Raw genomic sequence first — 15,446 nt, forward strand, 5'->3', positions numbered from 1 at the left:
TCTTTGACACTCTTTGGCTGGGGGCCTAGAAGGAAATTACGAGGGGTCTATGAAATTCTTATTCGCGCTTTTACTTTCTTTGGGATTATCCGCAACGGCTTTGGCAAAAGGCCTTTCATCTCACCGCAGCCCCGATGAGAATTACGAAACGGCTCGCAACAGACACTTCTTTTTCCAAACGTTCAATTTTCCATTTCCGGATTCGCCAAAAGCAGACACGACAACACGTTATGTTTCTGCAGAACGTGCAAAAAAACCTCTGAAGAGTTTAGACATCAAAGAAATTCCTGATGTGGGATCTTACTCTGACTTAGAAAATGAATTCTTTTACGTTCGCGACACTCGTTTCTTAACAACGCAAGATCGCAATTTCCCTCGTCGTCTTACTTGGATGTATCCGGATGACGGTTGTTACGCGCGTGCAGAGATTGCAAAGTACGAACTAGAAAACCACCACTTCCCAGCGCCAAAGAAAGTTTTCGTTTTCGGAAATTTATCAGCACCTTCTAGCAACTCACCAACGGGTTCTGTTCAGTGGTGGTACCACGTCGCTGTGACTTACCGTGTAGGTCCTGAGGTTTACGTCTTTGATCCATCTTTGGAACCACAACGCCCATTGAAACTGGCAGAGTGGAACAAGCTTGTCGGTGGAGAAAATACTCACGTTCAGTATTCTGTCTGCGATCATGAAACTTATGATCCTTCGGGCGACTGTTATCACCCAACGCCATTGAGCCGTGATGAAGCTTACTACGAACAAAAATCTTTCTTGCAGTATGAGTGGGATCGCATCGTAGAACTGAAGCGCAATCCAGAACAAGAATTGGGCAACAACCCACCTTGGCTTAAATAAGAAAAGCGGCGAAAGCCGCTTTTTAAATATTGTGATACGGAATTTTCTTAATGATGGTGAACGCGCGATAGATTTGTTCCAGACTCATCGCCTGAGCCATTAAGTGATTCATCACCATCGGCGACAAAGCCACCTTCAAGTCCGCTCGTTTACGCACCTCTTCATTCACTCCAAAAGCTCCACCGATAATAAAGATCGCGCGCTTTTTTGAGCTTCCCAAAATGTTTTCAATTTTCTTAGAAAACTGAATGGAATCAAAAACAGAACCGCGTTCGTCGAATAAGACAACGAAGTCGTCGCTATTGAGATTTTTAAGAATGAGTTCGGACTCTTCGTTGCGCTTGAAATCCGCATCTTCGCGCGCGGACTTCTTGGCTTTTAAGGACTGGATATCGAAGGGAACAAAGAAAGAGATCTTCTTCTTGTACAACTCGCTCACCTCATCGGCCCACGCCTCTTTTGCAGTGGCGAGGTTGTACAAAATGAATTTCATGATTACTGAGCCTCAGGCTTTCCTACGTAAGGATCCTTAAAGCCAAGGTCTTTGCCTTGTCTCCACAAGTTCTCAAGACTGTATTCTTGACGAACGAAATCGTAGAAGATGTGGATGATCAAAGAACCGTAGTCCACAAGAACCCAGCGTCCTTCGTCGATGCCTTCAACACTTTGTGGATGCACGTTGTATTCTTCTTTAACCGCCATCACAATGTTTTCAGCCATAGCGGCCGCGTGACGAGTTGAAGTACCCGACGCAATCAAAGTGTATTCGCTTGGAGCGGCAATACCTCTTAAGTCAAAACCGCGAACGTTGATACCTTTTTTAGAGAACAAAACATTCGCACAGAACTCAGTGAATTTTGTGAAGTCACCGATACGGTCGCCCAAGTTTCTGTAGAGTTTGTTTTCTTTGATGTAGGACTCAACAGCCAACGGCAAATATTTTTCAACAGGTTTACCCTGACGAAGCCATTTGCGCAGTTCACTTGCAGAGATCTCGATGTCACGCAGAGTGATGAACTGAATATTTCTGCCTGTAGAAAGCTCGATGAAGTTGAAATCAAAGTCAGAAACAAGAGGCTTCAAATAGCCCGGCATTTCTTCCAATGATTCAGGAGTTTCGTAACCAGGACGAGTTGTAACGATCAAATTCGCTTCAGAAAGAATCTTTTGATAGTCTTTCCATTGCGCCAATTCTTCAAACTTGTCAGCACCCACGATCAAATACAAATCAGAAGCTTCGTGTGTTTTACGAAGGTTCATCACTGTATCGATTGTGTAGCTCATGCCACCGCGTTTGATCTCTTGATCGTCCACGAAGTAAGTTTCGCCGTATTGTTCAAATGCCAAACGAGTCAACTCAAGACGTTGTTCGGGTGTTGGACCCTCAACCGGAGTCTTTAGCGGATTTTGAGCCGCAGGAATAACGTGAACTTTACCAAGACCGACTTTCTTTGCCACTGTTTGAATGGCATTGATGTGACCCATGTGCGGAGGATTAAAACTTCCACCAAAAATACCTATTTTCATTCTGCTTCCTCTTCTAAAATCTGATGAGCCAGCTCTTGGACAAATTCTTTGATGTTCTTACCAGTAACGGCAGAAATCGCGAAGGGTTCAGTCCCCGTGAGTTCTTTGAATTGTTTTTTAAGCTTCATCAGCTGAGTTTCACTTAAGGTGTCGATCTTATTGAGCACGACAAACTGAGGACGCGTGGCAAGAGGGAAGAAACCCTCTTTGTCCTGATTGTTCTGATCGTACATCTCAAGTTCATAGTTAATATCTTGGAAATCTTGAAGCGGATCACGGCCCGACATTCCTGAAGCATCCACCAAGTGAATGAAGAAGCGCGTGCGCTCCACGTGCTTCAGGAATTGAATGCCAAGGCCCACACCTTCGTGCGCGCCTTTAACAAGTCCCGGAATATCCGCAACGACGAATGAAGAATAATCTCCGGCTTTCACGACTCCGAGGTTGGGAGTCAGTGTTGTAAACGGATAATCAGCAATTTTCGGTTTCGCAGCGGAGATACGAGAAATCAAAGTTGATTTTCCCGCATTCGGAAATCCAACGATACCCACGTCAGCAATCAGTTTTAGTTCGAGTTTTACGTCGAGCTCTTCACCTTCTTCGCCGGGTTGAGCATAGTCAGGAGCTTGATTCACGCTGGTTTTGAAAAATTCATTTCCTTTTCCACCGCGACCGCCCTTAAGCAAAACATACTCTTCGATATCGGTCATATCGACGATGATTTCGCCTTCAAGAGTGCGCAGAATAGTTCCTTGAGGAACGATCAAAACAAAGTCTTCTCCATTTTGACCGGCCTTCTGACGGCCCATTCCCATTTGTCCGCTTTGAGCAGCGTATTTTTTATTCTGACGAATATCTACGAGAGAATTGATATGACGAGACGTACGGATAATAACGTCGCCGCCCTTACCGCCGTCGCCTCCATCTGGTCCACCCCGAGGCATCATAGATTCTCGGCGATAACTAACGCAGCCAGGACCGCCGCGACCAGACGCTAATGTGATTTTAACTTCATCGATGAATTTCATTCAGAGCACCATATACAACAAAAAAGGAGCCTTGGATGGCTCCTTTTTATGTATTGAAAAAATCTCTTGGTGCTTATCAGGAAAAGCTAATCTACGTCGGTAGATTAAACAGCTTTAGGATAAACACTAACTTTGAAACGCTCCTTAGAGAAACGCTCAAATTTTACAAGACCTTCGACAACAGAGTAGATCGTGTAGTCACGACCCATTTTAACATTGTTACCCAAGTGGAATTTTGTTCCACGTTGACGAACGATGATTGTTCCTGGAAGAACTTTCTCGCCACCGAATCTTTTTACGCCAAGTCGTTTACTCTGTGAATCACGACCGTTCTTTGTACTACCACCGGCCTTCTTACTTGCCATGATGAACCTCTCTTAAAAATTTAAAAATTAAGCTTTCTTAGAAGTCTTTTTTGCTGCTTTTTTCTTCGCGCCAGTTTTAGTCGCTTTTTTTGCAGTCTTTTTAACTGCTTTCTTAGCAACTTTCTTTTTCGCTACTGCTTTTTTAGCGGCTTTTTTAACAACTTCTGCAGTTCCTTTGCTCTCAGCGCGCTCTTTACGAGCTGCTACGCGAGCTTGTGCTTTTTCTGCACGTACTGCTGCTACGTCTACTACATTTGCAGATTCGTCTGTCTTAGCAACTTTTCCATCTGGAGAAGTGATTGCTTTAACAAAAAGCTCTGTGAACTCTTGTTTGTGAGTTGCGAACTTTCTGTAACCTTGACGACGTTTCTTTTTGAAAACGATTTCTTTTCTTGTTTTTGCTTGCTTAGTAACAACAACAGTTACTTTCGCGCCTTTTACAAGAGGTTGACCAACATGAGTGGACTCACCACCAACCATCAAGATTTCGTTGATATCAAACTCTGCACCAAGCTTTTGCTCAAGCTTATCAACTTGAAGAACATCACCAGCTTGAACTTTATATTGCTTACCGCCTGTACGAATAATCGCGTACATGAGAACCTCCAGCTACCCGATTTAAGAAGATGGTAAATGCCACCTCGCACTAGGTTTTGTCAACCTAATACATGCTATTTTTTTCAGCTTTTCTCGGGAGAAAAAGAGGTTAAACGGAAGACCCCCTAAAAGCAAATAAATTTGCATAATTTTGAGGAGGTCCAGGGTTTAAACAAAAGCCTCTATTTTCAGCATCTTAGCTAAAATTATGGCTTCAGAAGTTCACGTTTCCAGGCGTCGCCTAATTGGAAGCTCTTATTATTGACGACGGCCTCAATCAGCTTCCGATGGTCCTCATAAGCTTTTTGGACACCGGGCTTGTCTTTGTTTTTATAAGCAATGACACGTAGCTCATCCTTTTCGCGTCTTAAGGTCTCAAAGATAACCTCGGCTTTTTCATTTCCGCGCAAAGCGGCCTTGCTTTGAAGAAAGTATTCCGCCGCTTTGTCATATCTTTCAGCCCGGGCATTGAGTTCGGCACCTACTAAATAATCCCGTTCCGATTTCGCGGCTTTGGCATCCTTTATATAAACTTCATAAGAATCCGCAGAACTGCGATATCTAGTGGTCGCATCTTTCACGTTGCCAGAGACACGCAATTTATCGGCTTCTAAACGCGCTTGGTTCGCAAAGTTACGCGCTTTTTGAGTATCACTGAAAAGACCGGCAACCCCTTGGCGCATCAACTGGTCGCGTTCCGTATCTGAAAATCCTGCCGCTTTTAAAATATCGGCTTTTTGTTTTAAGTCCGTCGCTGAGTATGTTCCATACCCGCGGCCTGTCTCTGCCCCAACCTCATGGGCTTTGATCAAAGCTTGGCGTTGTTGTTCAGAGAGGCCACGACCAATGAGTTTTTCCGCTTCAGCCACGCGCTCGGCATTGGAAAGTTTCGCCATACGCGCAAGATCCACAGCCGCATCAGCAGCTTTGGCCGTGGCACCGGCTTCTTTCGCTGCAAGTCCCGCAGTCTTAAGAAGTTTTGCAAGCTTCGGAGCTTTAGCAAGTAAGCCCGCGGCTCCCGCTGGATTCACGACAGAGAAGACTCCATAACAAACCATCTCGGCTTGAGTTTTAGTATCAAAGCACGCGAGCTTTACGCCTTGTTTTACCAGATAGTCTTTTCCTTTTGCGAGCAGGCTTTTCGAAACCTGCAACGCTTTATCAAGATCACTCTTGGTAAGCTCACCTTTCATATACATGTGCGCATAGGCCAAGGGAGCTAAGATCGGATTTGCCAGCATCATATTGCGAGGAGCATTTTTGAGCGACGTTTTAATAGCATTATCGCGACATTCAACATTCGTCCAACATGCGCGAATCGCTTCGGCACCTTTTCCCGCAAGCTCGGGGACCGAGGCAATGGCGTTCCAAAATTCTTTACCTACGTCGACAGCGCCAGAAAAACATCCGCGCAATTGATCAATCGGACCCATGATTGCGCCATCACAAAGAGCTTTGGGATCACACGAACGAATGTGTTTTGCGGCTTCGGCGTCTGACTTAGCAAGACCCTCACAGCCCACGGCTTTTTGTTCCCATTTACAAGCATCTGATGCCAACTGCAAAGGCTGTGGAACTTTGTCGCATTTACCAAGAAGTTGAGAACACGCTAAAGGAGGCAGGTTCTGCGACCAAGCAAACATTGGAAGAACTAAACTAATAATAAAGATGAGCAAACTATTCCGCATGACTTAATAATCGGAATTCAATTTGCTCTCCTAAAGCGAACATTTTGAAAAATGAGTTGGAATTCGCTAGAGATTAGTCTAGCAGGTCAGTGAAAAACTATTTTAAAGGTCAGTCAAAAAGGTTCAGATGCGAGGCGGAGGGTTTCATCCGCAACGTAGGCGTACTAGATGTACGCCGGAGTGGAGGATGAGACCCGACAACGAAGCAAATGGGCCTTTTTCACCGACCTGTTAAACAAAGAAAATCTCGTATTGTTCTAAGTGATAATTCGGTTCGATTTTGAAAGCGACGGAACGACCGAGTTTTTTCTCGATACTTTCTAAGCTTTCCCCTTCCACTTCATAAATCCAATCGACAACTTCGCTGTGACAATGAATAACAACGTTGGTTTTTTTATTAATCAACATATCAGCGTCACGCTCAAGTTCGCGGAAGATTTCATTTGCCACTGTGGACTTGCGTTTGATGTATCCTTTGCCATCGCAATAAGAACACGGTTCGCATAGGGTTTTAATCAAACTCGGACGAATGCGCTTACGAGTCATCTCGACAAGTCCCAATTGAGACATTGAAACGATGTTTGTGCGCGCGCGATCGCGTTGCAGTTCTTCGGCCAAAGTTTCTAAAACTTTTTCGCGATGAGATTCTTTTTCCATATCGATAAAATCGATGATGATAATCCCGCCGCAGTTTCTGATGCGCAACTGATGCGCAATCTCGCGAACCGCCTCCAGATTGGTTTTCAGGATCGTGTCTTCAAGGTCTTTCTTGCCGACGAATTTTCCTGTATTCACGTCGATCACCACCAAAGCTTCCGCTTCGTCGATCACGATGTAACCGCCGGATTTCAACCAGATCTTTCTTTCCATCGAACGAGAAATTTCGATATCAATGTCGTAAAGATCAAAAAGAGGTTTTTGCTCTTCATAAAGTACGATGTTTTGCTTGTACTTCGGCATGAATTGCGAAACGAATTTCACAACTTTTTTGTGAATCTCAACATTATCAACCCAAACGCTTGTCACGTCTTCGCTCATCAAGTCTCGCAAAGCGCGAAGTTCTACATCCAGCTCTACGTGCACGTTTCCAGGTGTTTTTTTCTTTTCGTAGTTTTTGAAAATCTCTTTGCTCAAACGATCGAGATATTCGATGTCGGCTTTCAACATTTCTTCAGAAGCACCCTCCCCCGCAGTGCGTACGATCACGCCGCCGGAAGGATTGATTTTCTGAACAAGTTTGCGCAGTCGTTCTCTTTCTTCTTCGTCTTCAATACGACGAGAAATTCCCAAGTGACGAACTGTCGGCAAGAACACGACGAAACGACCCGGCAATGAAAGATGAGTTGTGAGTCTTGCTCCCTTTGTGCCGAGAGGATCTTTAGCAACCTGAACTAGAATCGACTGACCTTCTTTCAGAAGATCTTGAATCGGTGTCTTGTTGTGATGCGAAGGGATTTTATCGTCATCACCCTCATCTAAGGGTTCCTCACGATCGACATCCGAAAGAAAATTATCATCGACATCTTCGCGAATATCGCCCACGTATAGGAATGCGGCCTTTTCCAGACCAATATCCACAAACGCCGCCTGCATTCCAGGTAAAACACGAATCACAGTTCCACGGTGGATCGACCCGACCAAGGTCGGAGAAGTTTTACGTTCGATTTTGAGGTCAGAAAGGATTCCAGTATCGACGTAAGCAACACGAGTCTCTTGAGGACGAACATTGATGAGAATTTCTGCAGACACAAGATCCTCCTGAATCACATAGGGAACAGCACTTCTACCTATTTCATTAGTCTAGAAACAAGACCGATAGCAAATATTATTTAATATTGAAGCATATCTGACCGAAAAGATCATGGAAATAGAGCCTTTACGGAGATAACGATGGCAACAATTGATGAACTGTTTAAACTCATGGTGGAACAAGGAGCTTCCGACTTGCACATAACAAGCGGCGCGCCTCCTTATCTTCGCCTTCATGGAAACATGGTTCCATTGAACTATCGCGAACTCACGAATCAAGACGTGCAAGGTTTGCTCTTCGAAATTCTTTCCGAAAAGCAAAAGAAAGCCTTCGTTGAAAAATGGGAGCTGGATTTCGCCTACACTCTTTCAGGCATCGGTCGTTTTCGTTGCAATATCTTTATGCAAAGAAAAGGGCTTGGCGCCGTTATGCGTATCATCCCAGAGAAAATTAAAACAGCGCAAGAATTGGGAGTTCCACCTTCTGTAATGGATTTGATCGACTGTGATCGCGGTTTGATCCTTGTAACGGGTCCAACGGGTTCAGGTAAATCTACAACTCTTGCTGCGATGATCCATCAAATCAACATGACTCGTGAAGCGCACATCATCACGGTGGAAGATCCTATCGAGTTCGTTCATCCGAACTTGAAAGCTCTGGTGAATCAACGTGAAGTCGGAAGTCATACGAAGAGTTTCGCCAACGCTTTGAAAGCGGCTCTGCGTGAAGACCCGGATATCTTGCTCGTGGGTGAGTTGCGTGACTTGGAAACGATCTCTTTGGCGCTGACTGCGGCAGAAACGGGTCACATTGTGTTCGGTACTCTTCACACGAACAGTGCGGCTAAAACTATTGACCGTATCATTGACGTTTTCCCTGCGGGACAACAACAACAAATCCGTACGATGTTAGCAGAAAGTTTGCGTGGCGTTGTCGCGCAAACACTTTTCTCGCGCGCCGACGGACAAGGTCGTGTCGCTGCTTATGAAATTCTAAGAAATACAAAAGCCATCTCGAACTTGATTCGTGAAGGTAAAGTCCATCAGATTGCTTCGGCAATGCAGACGGGCTCTGCTCAGGGTATGATCCTCTTCGAAAAATACATCGAAGATCTGGTTCGCAAAGGAAAAGTTTCTGCGGCAGACGCGAAAACTTTCTTGGGAGTTGCTGGAAGTGGTGGCGATACCGTTGCGGGAACTATGGCCGGAAGTGCTGCCGGCCCTCGCACCAAAGTTGGTTAGAAATTAGAAGTTGTATGTAAGTTGGATAATGGGAGGGGCTTTGGCATGGGATGCTGAAGCCCTTCTGCTTTTCAGGTCTTGATCAAAAATTTGTGAGTATTCGTAGGTTGGTGGCGCAGGCTGCGAAGAGTCATAAAGCACGTACCCCACTCCCCCGACAAATCCGACCAAAGCTCCTAATGTGATGTTATTTGTATGTTCTTCAGGTTCACCATAGAAGGAGAGCGTGCTCAGACCTAGGATAGCGCCGCCTAAGCTCGCAAAAAGAACTGTCGCGACGTTGCGTTTGACGGTTCTATTGGTTTGCGAATATGACGCCTGCGAAGTGACTAAAATTAAAGCCGCCAGTAAAACTGAGGTCCACTTCTGTGGGGTCATGATTGCCTCCTGCAATGAACTAAGATAACTTTTCTTATTTAAACACTCCGAGGTGCCCCGTGCAACTAAGTCGTTATATTGATCATACTCTTTTGAAGCCTGAAGCGCAGTTAGCGCAAATCGAAAAACTTTGTGCTGAAGCGAAAGAGCAAAATTTCTTTAGCGTTTGCGTGAATACGTCTTATGTCTCTACTTGCGCTCAATTACTTGCCGGATCTTCGGTCAAAGTCTGCTGTGTTGTTGGATTCCCTTTGGGTGCCATGGATACAGAAAGCAAAGCTTTTGAAACGCAAACGGCGATCAAAAACGGCGCGGGAGAAATTGATATGGTCATTCAAGTGGGTGCTTTGAAAGACCGCCGCTTGGATTATGTTCGCGATGACATCAAGGCTATTGTAAAAGCAGCGCAAGGTCGTACAGTGAAAGTGATCATTGAAACTTCTTTGTTAAATCAAGAGGACAAGATCCTGGCTTGCAAAGCGGCTCTTGAAGCTGGTGCGCACTTTGTAAAAACATCCACGGGCTTCGGTGGTGGCGGTGCTACCATTGAAGACGTAAAATTAATGAAATCTATCGTGGGTGAGCAAATGGAAGTGAAAGCTTCCGGTGGAATTAAAGATGCCGCGCAAGCACGGGCGATGATTGAAGCCGGTGCCACTCGCCTTGGCACAAGCTCGGGTGTCACGATCGTTCAAGGTGGCACAGTTCAGGGAGGTTACTAATGGCTTTTCTTCCAGCAGAAATTATTAAAGCAAAACGCAATGGCGGCGCTTTAAATTATGACGAGATCAATGAATTTATTTTAGGTTATGCTCGCGGGCAAATTCCTGATTATCAAATGTCGGCTCTTTTGATGGCGATTTTCTTTCGCGGCATGACGACGGAAGAAACTTTGTCTCTGACAAAAGCGATGCTTCACTCTGGTGAAGTAGTGGATTTTTCTTCTGTCCCTGGTTTTAAAGTGGATAAACATTCCACTGGAGGCGTTGGTGATAAAACCAGTTTGATCTTGGGGCCTATCGTAGCTGCGGCAGGGGTTCCTGTGCCAATGATTTCCGGTCGTGGATTGGGACATACCGGTGGAACTCTGGACAAGCTTGAATCCATTCCCGGATTTAACACACAAAAATCTTTGACGGAGTTTGTGGATCTTGTTCGCAAACATTTGATTTGTTTTATCGGCCAGACGAAAGAAATCTGTCCTGCGGATAAAAAAATCTACGCCCTTCGCGATGTGACAGCGACCGTAGAAAGTCTGCCTTTGATTTGTGCTTCGATCATGTCAAAAAAATTAGCAGAAGGTGTTGATGGTCTTGTGCTTGATGTGAAGTACGGATCTGGTGCGTTTATGAAAACGCCCGCAATGGCCGAAGAACTTGCACTGAACTTGATGGCGATTGCTCGCGGTTACGGCAAAAAGGTCACCTCTCTTTTAACGAACATGGATCAGCCTCTGGGACGTTTTGCCGGAAACTCTTTAGAAGTGGAAGAGTGCGTGGCCATCATGAAGAACGAAAAATTTGTGGGACCTGGTGGTTACGATCTTTATGAAGACACGCGTGAACTCAGTTTGCGATTGTCTGCGCACATGCTTCTTCTTGCGGGCGTCGGCAAAAATGCCGACGAGTCTTACAAAATCGCATGCGATATGCTGACTTCCGGTAAAGCCCTGGCGAAGTTTGAAGAACTTTGTTCCATCCATGGTGGAAACTTACAGGCACTGCCTAAACCAAAATTTAACGTAGCTATAACCACAGATAAGCCGGGTTTCGTCCATGGTTTCCATACGGAAAGCATTGGTGTTGCCGGAATCATCATCAAAGCGGGGCGTGCTCAAACAACGGACATTATCGCTCCGACTGCGGGAATTGAGTTCCATGTGAAAGTGGGCGATGAAGTCAAAGCTGGGGACACAGTGTTCACGCTGCATGGTGATGATAAAGATTTGCTGCTTTCTGCAGTTCCTTTGCTCAAGTCAGCGATCAATATTTCCTTGCCAAAAATTGCAAAGCCTAGTTTGATACTTAAGACTTTGAGTTGATTCTCTTTGTCCGCAAAAAAAAGGAACGTATTTTGGTACTTAATAAGCTTCAAGAAACTGTCAGCTACATCCGCACTAAGACCTCGGCAAAACCGAAGATCGGTGTGGTATTGGGCTCGGGTCTTGGCGCTTTTGTTAAGGACGTTGAGGTGGAGTGCACACTCCCCTACAAAGAAATTCCGCATTTCTCTCCACCAACAGTGGAGGGCCACTCTGGAAATTTGATTTTCGGTAAAGTGGGCAACCAATCCATCGTGATTCTTCAAGGACGTAATCACTACTATGAAGGTCACAGCATGGAGTCGGTGGTGTTTCCAACAAGAGCTTTGGCGATGTTGGGAATTGAAACTTTGATTCTAACGAACTCTGCCGGCGGCTTCGGTGAAAACATGCAAGCCGGAGATTTTATGATCATCGAAGATCATATCAATCTTATGGGCACAAACCCTTTGATGGGACCTAACATCAAGGAACTCGGCCCTCGTTTCCCGGATATGACGGAAGCTTACGACAAACGCTTGATTGAAATTATGGAAGCTTTGCTTTTGAAACAAGGCACTCGCTTTCATAAAGGCGTTTACTGTGGTGTGAGCGGTCCTACTTATGAAACTCCTGCGGAAGTTCGCTATTTGAAATTGATTGGCGGAAAAGCCGTGGGCATGAGTACGGTGCCAGAGACAATCGCAGCAAATCACCTGGGCCTTCGTGTGGCGGCTTTAAGCTGCATCACTAATTTGGCGGCGGGAATTTCAGCGCAAAAACTTTCTCACGACGAAGTGACTGAAACTGCAAAACGCGTAGAGATTCAGTTCATCTCATTCTTAAAAGAATTCATCGGCCAAATTTAGTCCAAGGCCTCGCTTCGCGAAAATTTTGAATATCATTCAGATCCAATATACTGGGGACCTAAGCGCATTTTAGGTCTAGTTTCTCCCTTCTAGCCTCAAAATAAGACATATAATGACCGAAAAGCTAACCGGTTGGGCAGCTTGATGGAGTCCTATTGATGGGACCTATTGCCTGCACCAGGGAGTGAACATGGATGTTCAGAAGATTCTCTCGGCGGTTGCTTGCATCTTTGTATTAGCATCTTGTGGCAACAAAAAGTCGACAAGTTCGGTATTTCCGGAAAATGGAGCTCTTGATTCCAGCGCGTGCTTGGGTCAGGCCATTCAAAATAAATTTATCGTTCAATGGGAAGATGGAAAGTTCACTGTTGAATCCGCTGCGAATGCAGATGAATTCACCAAAGACTTTGTGGAACCTAACTTAGAACAAATTCGTTACGTCGAATTCGATCGTCATTTGCAAATTGAAAAAACAAATGAAGTGAGCGCTACGGCTTTTGCCGATAGTTGGGGGCAAGATAAAATTTCTGCTCGTAACGTATGGGCGCAAGGAGTTTACGGACAAAATGTGAAGGTCGCCGTGGTGGATGCCTTTGTGGATCATACTCACCCACAACTTGCTCCGCGCATCGCTATCAATACTGGCGAAATTCCTGACAACGGAATAGACGATGATGGCAACGGTGTTGTTGACGACTACTACGGAGCAAGTTTCGTTTCCGTTCCAAGCAATAATCAAACACCAAGTGCCCATGGCAGTCACGTCGCTGGTATTATCGCGGCTGATCCTCGTTATGGAACTGTGGAAGGTGTTGCTCCTCAAGCGCAAATTATTCCTGCGCAGTTTATCGCAAATGACGGTGGTGGTTCGTTAGGTGATGCGGTGTTGGCTTTGCAATATTCTGCAAGTCGTGGCGCTAAGATCATCAATGCAAGCTGGGGTGGCGCACCTTGTGTGGCTTCTCTTCGTAACACTTTTCAAGAATTGCAAAACAAAGGAATCTTGGTTGTGGTGGCGGCAGGAAATGATGGAAGAGACATCGACGTGTATCCCGAGTTCCCGGCGTCTTTCAATCTTTCCAATCAAATCACGGTCGCGGCTTCTACAGTGAGTGATTTCATGACCTCATGGTCGAACAGTGGATTTGGATTTGTGCATGTGGCGGCTCCGGGAGAACGTATCTTGAGTACAGTTCCGGGCAACACAACAGCTTATATGGATGGAACAAGTATGGCGGCTCCGTTCGTTACGGGCACAGCAGCTCTTCTTTGGAGTGCCCGTCCACAAGCAACCGCTCAGCAAATTAGGACCGCAATTTTGCAGTCCGTAGATGTGTCCGCAGGACATGAATTTAAAGTAAATACTCGAGGACGCATCAACGTCGAGAGAGCTCTTCAGGCCTTGAAGCAATTAGTTCCATAAATTCAATAACATAGTCTACTTGTCGCAGAGCATAATATCTATGCTCTGCGTCTCTCAATTTAGATGATTCCTAACATCTCCGTGATAGATTGGTTCCTTGTTTTTAAAGGGGTCGATCCCCAAAAAAGGAATCATATGAGCACAGAAATTTCATCTGGCATTCAAGCTCGTCTTAACGACCTTGAGAAACGCAACGAAGCCGCAATGGCTGGCGGGGGCGCAGCCCGCATTGCAAAACACAAACAAGGCGGACGCTTAACAGCTCGCGAACGCATTGATGTTCTGGTTGATCCAGGCAGCTTTGTTGAAATGGACCGTTTTGTTACTCATCGTTGCACAAACTTTGGAATGGATAAAACTGTCGTTCCTGGTGACGGTGTCATCACAGGTTACGGTCGCATTAACGGAAAACTGATCTATGTCTCTTCACAAGATTTCACCGTTATCGGTGGATCTATGTCCCGCACTCAAGCAAATAAAATCTGCAAGGTGATGGACCTTTCGATGAAGAACGGGGCGCCGTTTATTTCCATCAATGACTCTGGTGGCGCTCGTATCCAAGAAGGTATTGAATCTCTGGGTGGTTACGCAGACATCTTCACTCGCAACACAATGGCTTCAGGTCTCGTTCCACAAATCACGGCTATCATGGGCCCTTGCGCAGGTGGCGCGGTTTACTCTCCTTCAATCACGGACTTTGTCTTCATGGTTAAAAACACAAGCTACATGTTTGTGACAGGCCCTGACGTTATTAAAACTGTGACTCACGAAGAAGTAACAAAAGAAGAGCTTGGTGGAGCAACTACTCACTCTGCAAAATCAGGTGTTGCGCACTTCGCTGCGGAAGACGACAAGCATTGCTTGCTTTTGATTCGCGAGTTGATGAACTTCCTTCCTTCTAACAATTTGGATGATGCTCCGGTGCTTCCGACAAACGATCGCCCTGATCGCGTGACTGAATCACTAAACACATTGATCCCTGAAAATCCAAAAAAACCTTACGACATGCTTTCCGTTATCACTGAGTGCGTGGATGAAGGTTACTTCTTGGAAGTTCACAAACACTATGCACAGAACATCGTTGTTGGTTTTGCGCGCTTTAACGGTCGCCCTGTGGGTATCGTTGCCAACCAACCACAAATCTTGGCAGGTTGCTTGAACATCGAAGCGTCTCGTAAAGCGGCTCGTTTCATCCGCTTCTGTGACGCTTTCAATATTCCTATTGTTTCTTTCGTCGACGTTCCTGGTTTCTTGCCTGGTAAAGATCAAGAGTGGAACGGCATCATCACTCACGGTGCAAAACTTCTTTACGCTTACGCGGAAGCCACAGTACCTAAAATCACTGTGATCACTCGTAAAGCTTACGGTGGCGCATACATCGTTATGGGTTCTAAGCTTCTTCGCTCTGACGTGAACTTGGCTTACCCTTCAGCGGAAATCGCAGTGATGGGTGCTGAGGGTGCGGTGAGCATCATCAGCCGTGAAGAAATCAACAAAGCAAAAGATCCTGCAGCTGAAAAAGCACGTTTGACTGCAGAATACGAAGCGAAGTTCAGTAATCCATACGTATCTGCGGAACTTGGCTACACAGATGAAGTGATTGAGCCTGCGATGACTCGTAAGCGCATTATTGATTCTCTTGAGATGCTTAAACATAAACGCGATATCACTCCGGCTAAAAAGCACGGAAACATTCCGCTCTAGCAG

At 45.6% G+C, this 15,446-nt stretch carries 15 protein-coding genes; 7 read left to right on the forward strand and 8 right to left on the reverse strand.

Annotated features, from left to right (window positions below):
* Positions 1–49: 49 nt before the first annotated feature.
* On the forward strand, positions 50–853 hold the full coding sequence (locus tag ACL934_RS19540) for a protein-glutamine glutaminase family protein (RefSeq protein WP_413612853.1): 804 nt from the start codon (positions 50–52) through the stop codon (positions 851–853).
* Positions 854–875: 22 nt separating this feature from the next.
* On the opposite strand, the gene ACL934_RS19545 is transcribed toward ACL934_RS19540, so the two are convergent.
* The 7 genes from ACL934_RS19545 to ACL934_RS19575 form a co-directional block, all read right to left on the reverse strand.
* Positions 876–1,346, reverse strand: coding sequence for a 23S rRNA (pseudouridine(1915)-N(3))-methyltransferase RlmH (locus ACL934_RS19545; protein WP_374076409.1), 471 nt, complete (start codon positions 1,344–1,346; stop codon positions 876–878).
* A 2-nt stretch (positions 1,347–1,348) separates the two neighbouring features.
* Complete coding sequence (gene nadD / locus ACL934_RS19550; protein ID WP_374076411.1) at positions 1,349–2,380, reverse strand: nicotinate (nicotinamide) nucleotide adenylyltransferase; 1,032 nt, start codon at positions 2,378–2,380, stop codon at positions 1,349–1,351.
* Positions 2,377–3,408, reverse strand: coding sequence for a GTPase ObgE (obgE, locus tag ACL934_RS19555; RefSeq protein ID WP_374076413.1), 1,032 nt, complete (start codon positions 3,406–3,408; stop codon positions 2,377–2,379). Before obgE ends, nadD begins: the two co-directional genes overlap by 4 nt.
* A 104-nt stretch (positions 3,409–3,512) precedes the next feature.
* The gene (gene rpmA / locus ACL934_RS19560; protein WP_011166148.1) at positions 3,513–3,773 is read right to left on the reverse strand and encodes a 50S ribosomal protein L27; all 261 of its coding nucleotides are present in this window, start codon (positions 3,771–3,773) and stop codon (positions 3,513–3,515) included.
* Positions 3,774–3,800: 27 nt separating this feature from the next.
* The gene (gene rplU / locus ACL934_RS19565; RefSeq protein ID WP_413612855.1) at positions 3,801–4,370 is read right to left on the reverse strand and encodes a 50S ribosomal protein L21; all 570 of its coding nucleotides are present in this window, start codon (positions 4,368–4,370) and stop codon (positions 3,801–3,803) included.
* Positions 4,371–4,576: 206 nt separating this feature from the next.
* Complete coding sequence (locus ACL934_RS19570) at positions 4,577–6,046, reverse strand: hypothetical protein (RefSeq protein WP_413612856.1); 1,470 nt, start codon at positions 6,044–6,046, stop codon at positions 4,577–4,579.
* A 243-nt stretch (positions 6,047–6,289) separates the two neighbouring features.
* Complete coding sequence (locus ACL934_RS19575) at positions 6,290–7,807, reverse strand: Rne/Rng family ribonuclease (protein WP_413612858.1); 1,518 nt, start codon at positions 7,805–7,807, stop codon at positions 6,290–6,292.
* Positions 7,808–7,948: 141 nt separating this feature from the next.
* Here ACL934_RS19575 and ACL934_RS19580 point away from each other — a divergent pair, with 141 nt between their 5' ends.
* Positions 7,949–9,049 carry a type IV pilus twitching motility protein PilT gene (locus ACL934_RS19580; RefSeq protein ID WP_374076420.1) on the forward strand — a complete coding sequence of 367 codons (1,101 nt, stop codon included), beginning with the start codon at positions 7,949–7,951 and terminating at the stop codon, positions 9,047–9,049.
* Positions 9,050–9,052: 3 nt separating this feature from the next.
* Here the strand turns inward: ACL934_RS19580 and ACL934_RS19585 are convergent, their stop codons facing one another.
* The gene (locus tag ACL934_RS19585) at positions 9,053–9,427 is read right to left on the reverse strand and encodes a hypothetical protein (protein WP_413612860.1); all 375 of its coding nucleotides are present in this window, start codon (positions 9,425–9,427) and stop codon (positions 9,053–9,055) included.
* Between the two features lie 59 nt (positions 9,428–9,486).
* On the opposite strand from ACL934_RS19585, the gene deoC reads away from it, so the two are divergent.
* From deoC to ACL934_RS19610, 5 genes are all read left to right on the forward strand, one after another.
* On the forward strand, positions 9,487–10,149 hold the full coding sequence (deoC, locus tag ACL934_RS19590) for a deoxyribose-phosphate aldolase (protein WP_413612861.1): 663 nt from the start codon (positions 9,487–9,489) through the stop codon (positions 10,147–10,149).
* Positions 10,149–11,468 carry a thymidine phosphorylase gene (locus tag ACL934_RS19595; protein ID WP_374076426.1) on the forward strand — a complete coding sequence of 440 codons (1,320 nt, stop codon included), beginning with the start codon at positions 10,149–10,151 and terminating at the stop codon, positions 11,466–11,468. Before deoC ends, ACL934_RS19595 begins: the two co-directional genes overlap by 1 nt.
* A 32-nt stretch (positions 11,469–11,500) precedes the next feature.
* Entirely contained in the window at positions 11,501–12,316 is an 816-nt protein-coding gene (locus tag ACL934_RS19600) for a purine-nucleoside phosphorylase (RefSeq protein ID WP_374076428.1), read from the forward strand.
* Between the two features lie 190 nt (positions 12,317–12,506).
* Positions 12,507–13,739, forward strand: coding sequence for a S8 family peptidase (locus tag ACL934_RS19605; RefSeq protein WP_413612862.1), 1,233 nt, complete (start codon positions 12,507–12,509; stop codon positions 13,737–13,739).
* Between the two features lie 135 nt (positions 13,740–13,874).
* The gene (locus ACL934_RS19610; RefSeq protein ID WP_374076431.1) at positions 13,875–15,443 is read left to right on the forward strand and encodes an acyl-CoA carboxylase subunit beta; all 1,569 of its coding nucleotides are present in this window, start codon (positions 13,875–13,877) and stop codon (positions 15,441–15,443) included.
* Positions 15,444–15,446 lie beyond the last annotated feature (3 nt).

It is taken from the genome of Bdellovibrio sp. HCB-110, assembly GCF_047323225.1.
Taxonomy (GTDB): Bacteria; Bdellovibrionota; Bdellovibrionia; order Bdellovibrionales; family Bdellovibrionaceae; genus Bdellovibrio.

Excerpts from the sequence above, each read along its gene's own strand:
- ACL934_RS19540 (WP_413612853.1), top strand. The coding sequence starts at position 50 with ATGAAATTCTTATTCGCGCTTTTACTTTCTTTGGGATTATCCGCAACG.
- ACL934_RS19545 (WP_374076409.1), bottom strand. The coding sequence starts at position 1,346 with ATGAAATTCATTTTGTACAACCTCGCCACTGCAAAAGAGGCGTGGGCC.
- nadD (WP_374076411.1), bottom strand. The coding sequence starts at position 2,380 with ATGAAAATAGGTATTTTTGGTGGAAGTTTTAATCCTCCGCACATGGGT.
- obgE (WP_374076413.1), bottom strand. The coding sequence starts at position 3,408 with ATGAAATTCATCGATGAAGTTAAAATCACATTAGCGTCTGGTCGCGGC.
- rpmA (WP_011166148.1), bottom strand. The coding sequence starts at position 3,773 with ATGGCAAGTAAGAAGGCCGGTGGTAGTACAAAGAACGGTCGTGATTCA.
- rplU (WP_413612855.1), bottom strand. The coding sequence starts at position 4,370 with ATGTACGCGATTATTCGTACAGGCGGTAAGCAATATAAAGTTCAAGCT.
- ACL934_RS19580 (WP_374076420.1), top strand. The coding sequence starts at position 7,949 with ATGGCAACAATTGATGAACTGTTTAAACTCATGGTGGAACAAGGAGCT.
- ACL934_RS19585 (WP_413612860.1), bottom strand. The coding sequence starts at position 9,427 with ATGACCCCACAGAAGTGGACCTCAGTTTTACTGGCGGCTTTAATTTTA.
- ACL934_RS19595 (WP_374076426.1), top strand. The coding sequence starts at position 10,149 with ATGGCTTTTCTTCCAGCAGAAATTATTAAAGCAAAACGCAATGGCGGC.
- ACL934_RS19605 (WP_413612862.1), top strand. The coding sequence starts at position 12,507 with ATGGATGTTCAGAAGATTCTCTCGGCGGTTGCTTGCATCTTTGTATTA.
- ACL934_RS19610 (WP_374076431.1), top strand. The coding sequence starts at position 13,875 with ATGAGCACAGAAATTTCATCTGGCATTCAAGCTCGTCTTAACGACCTT.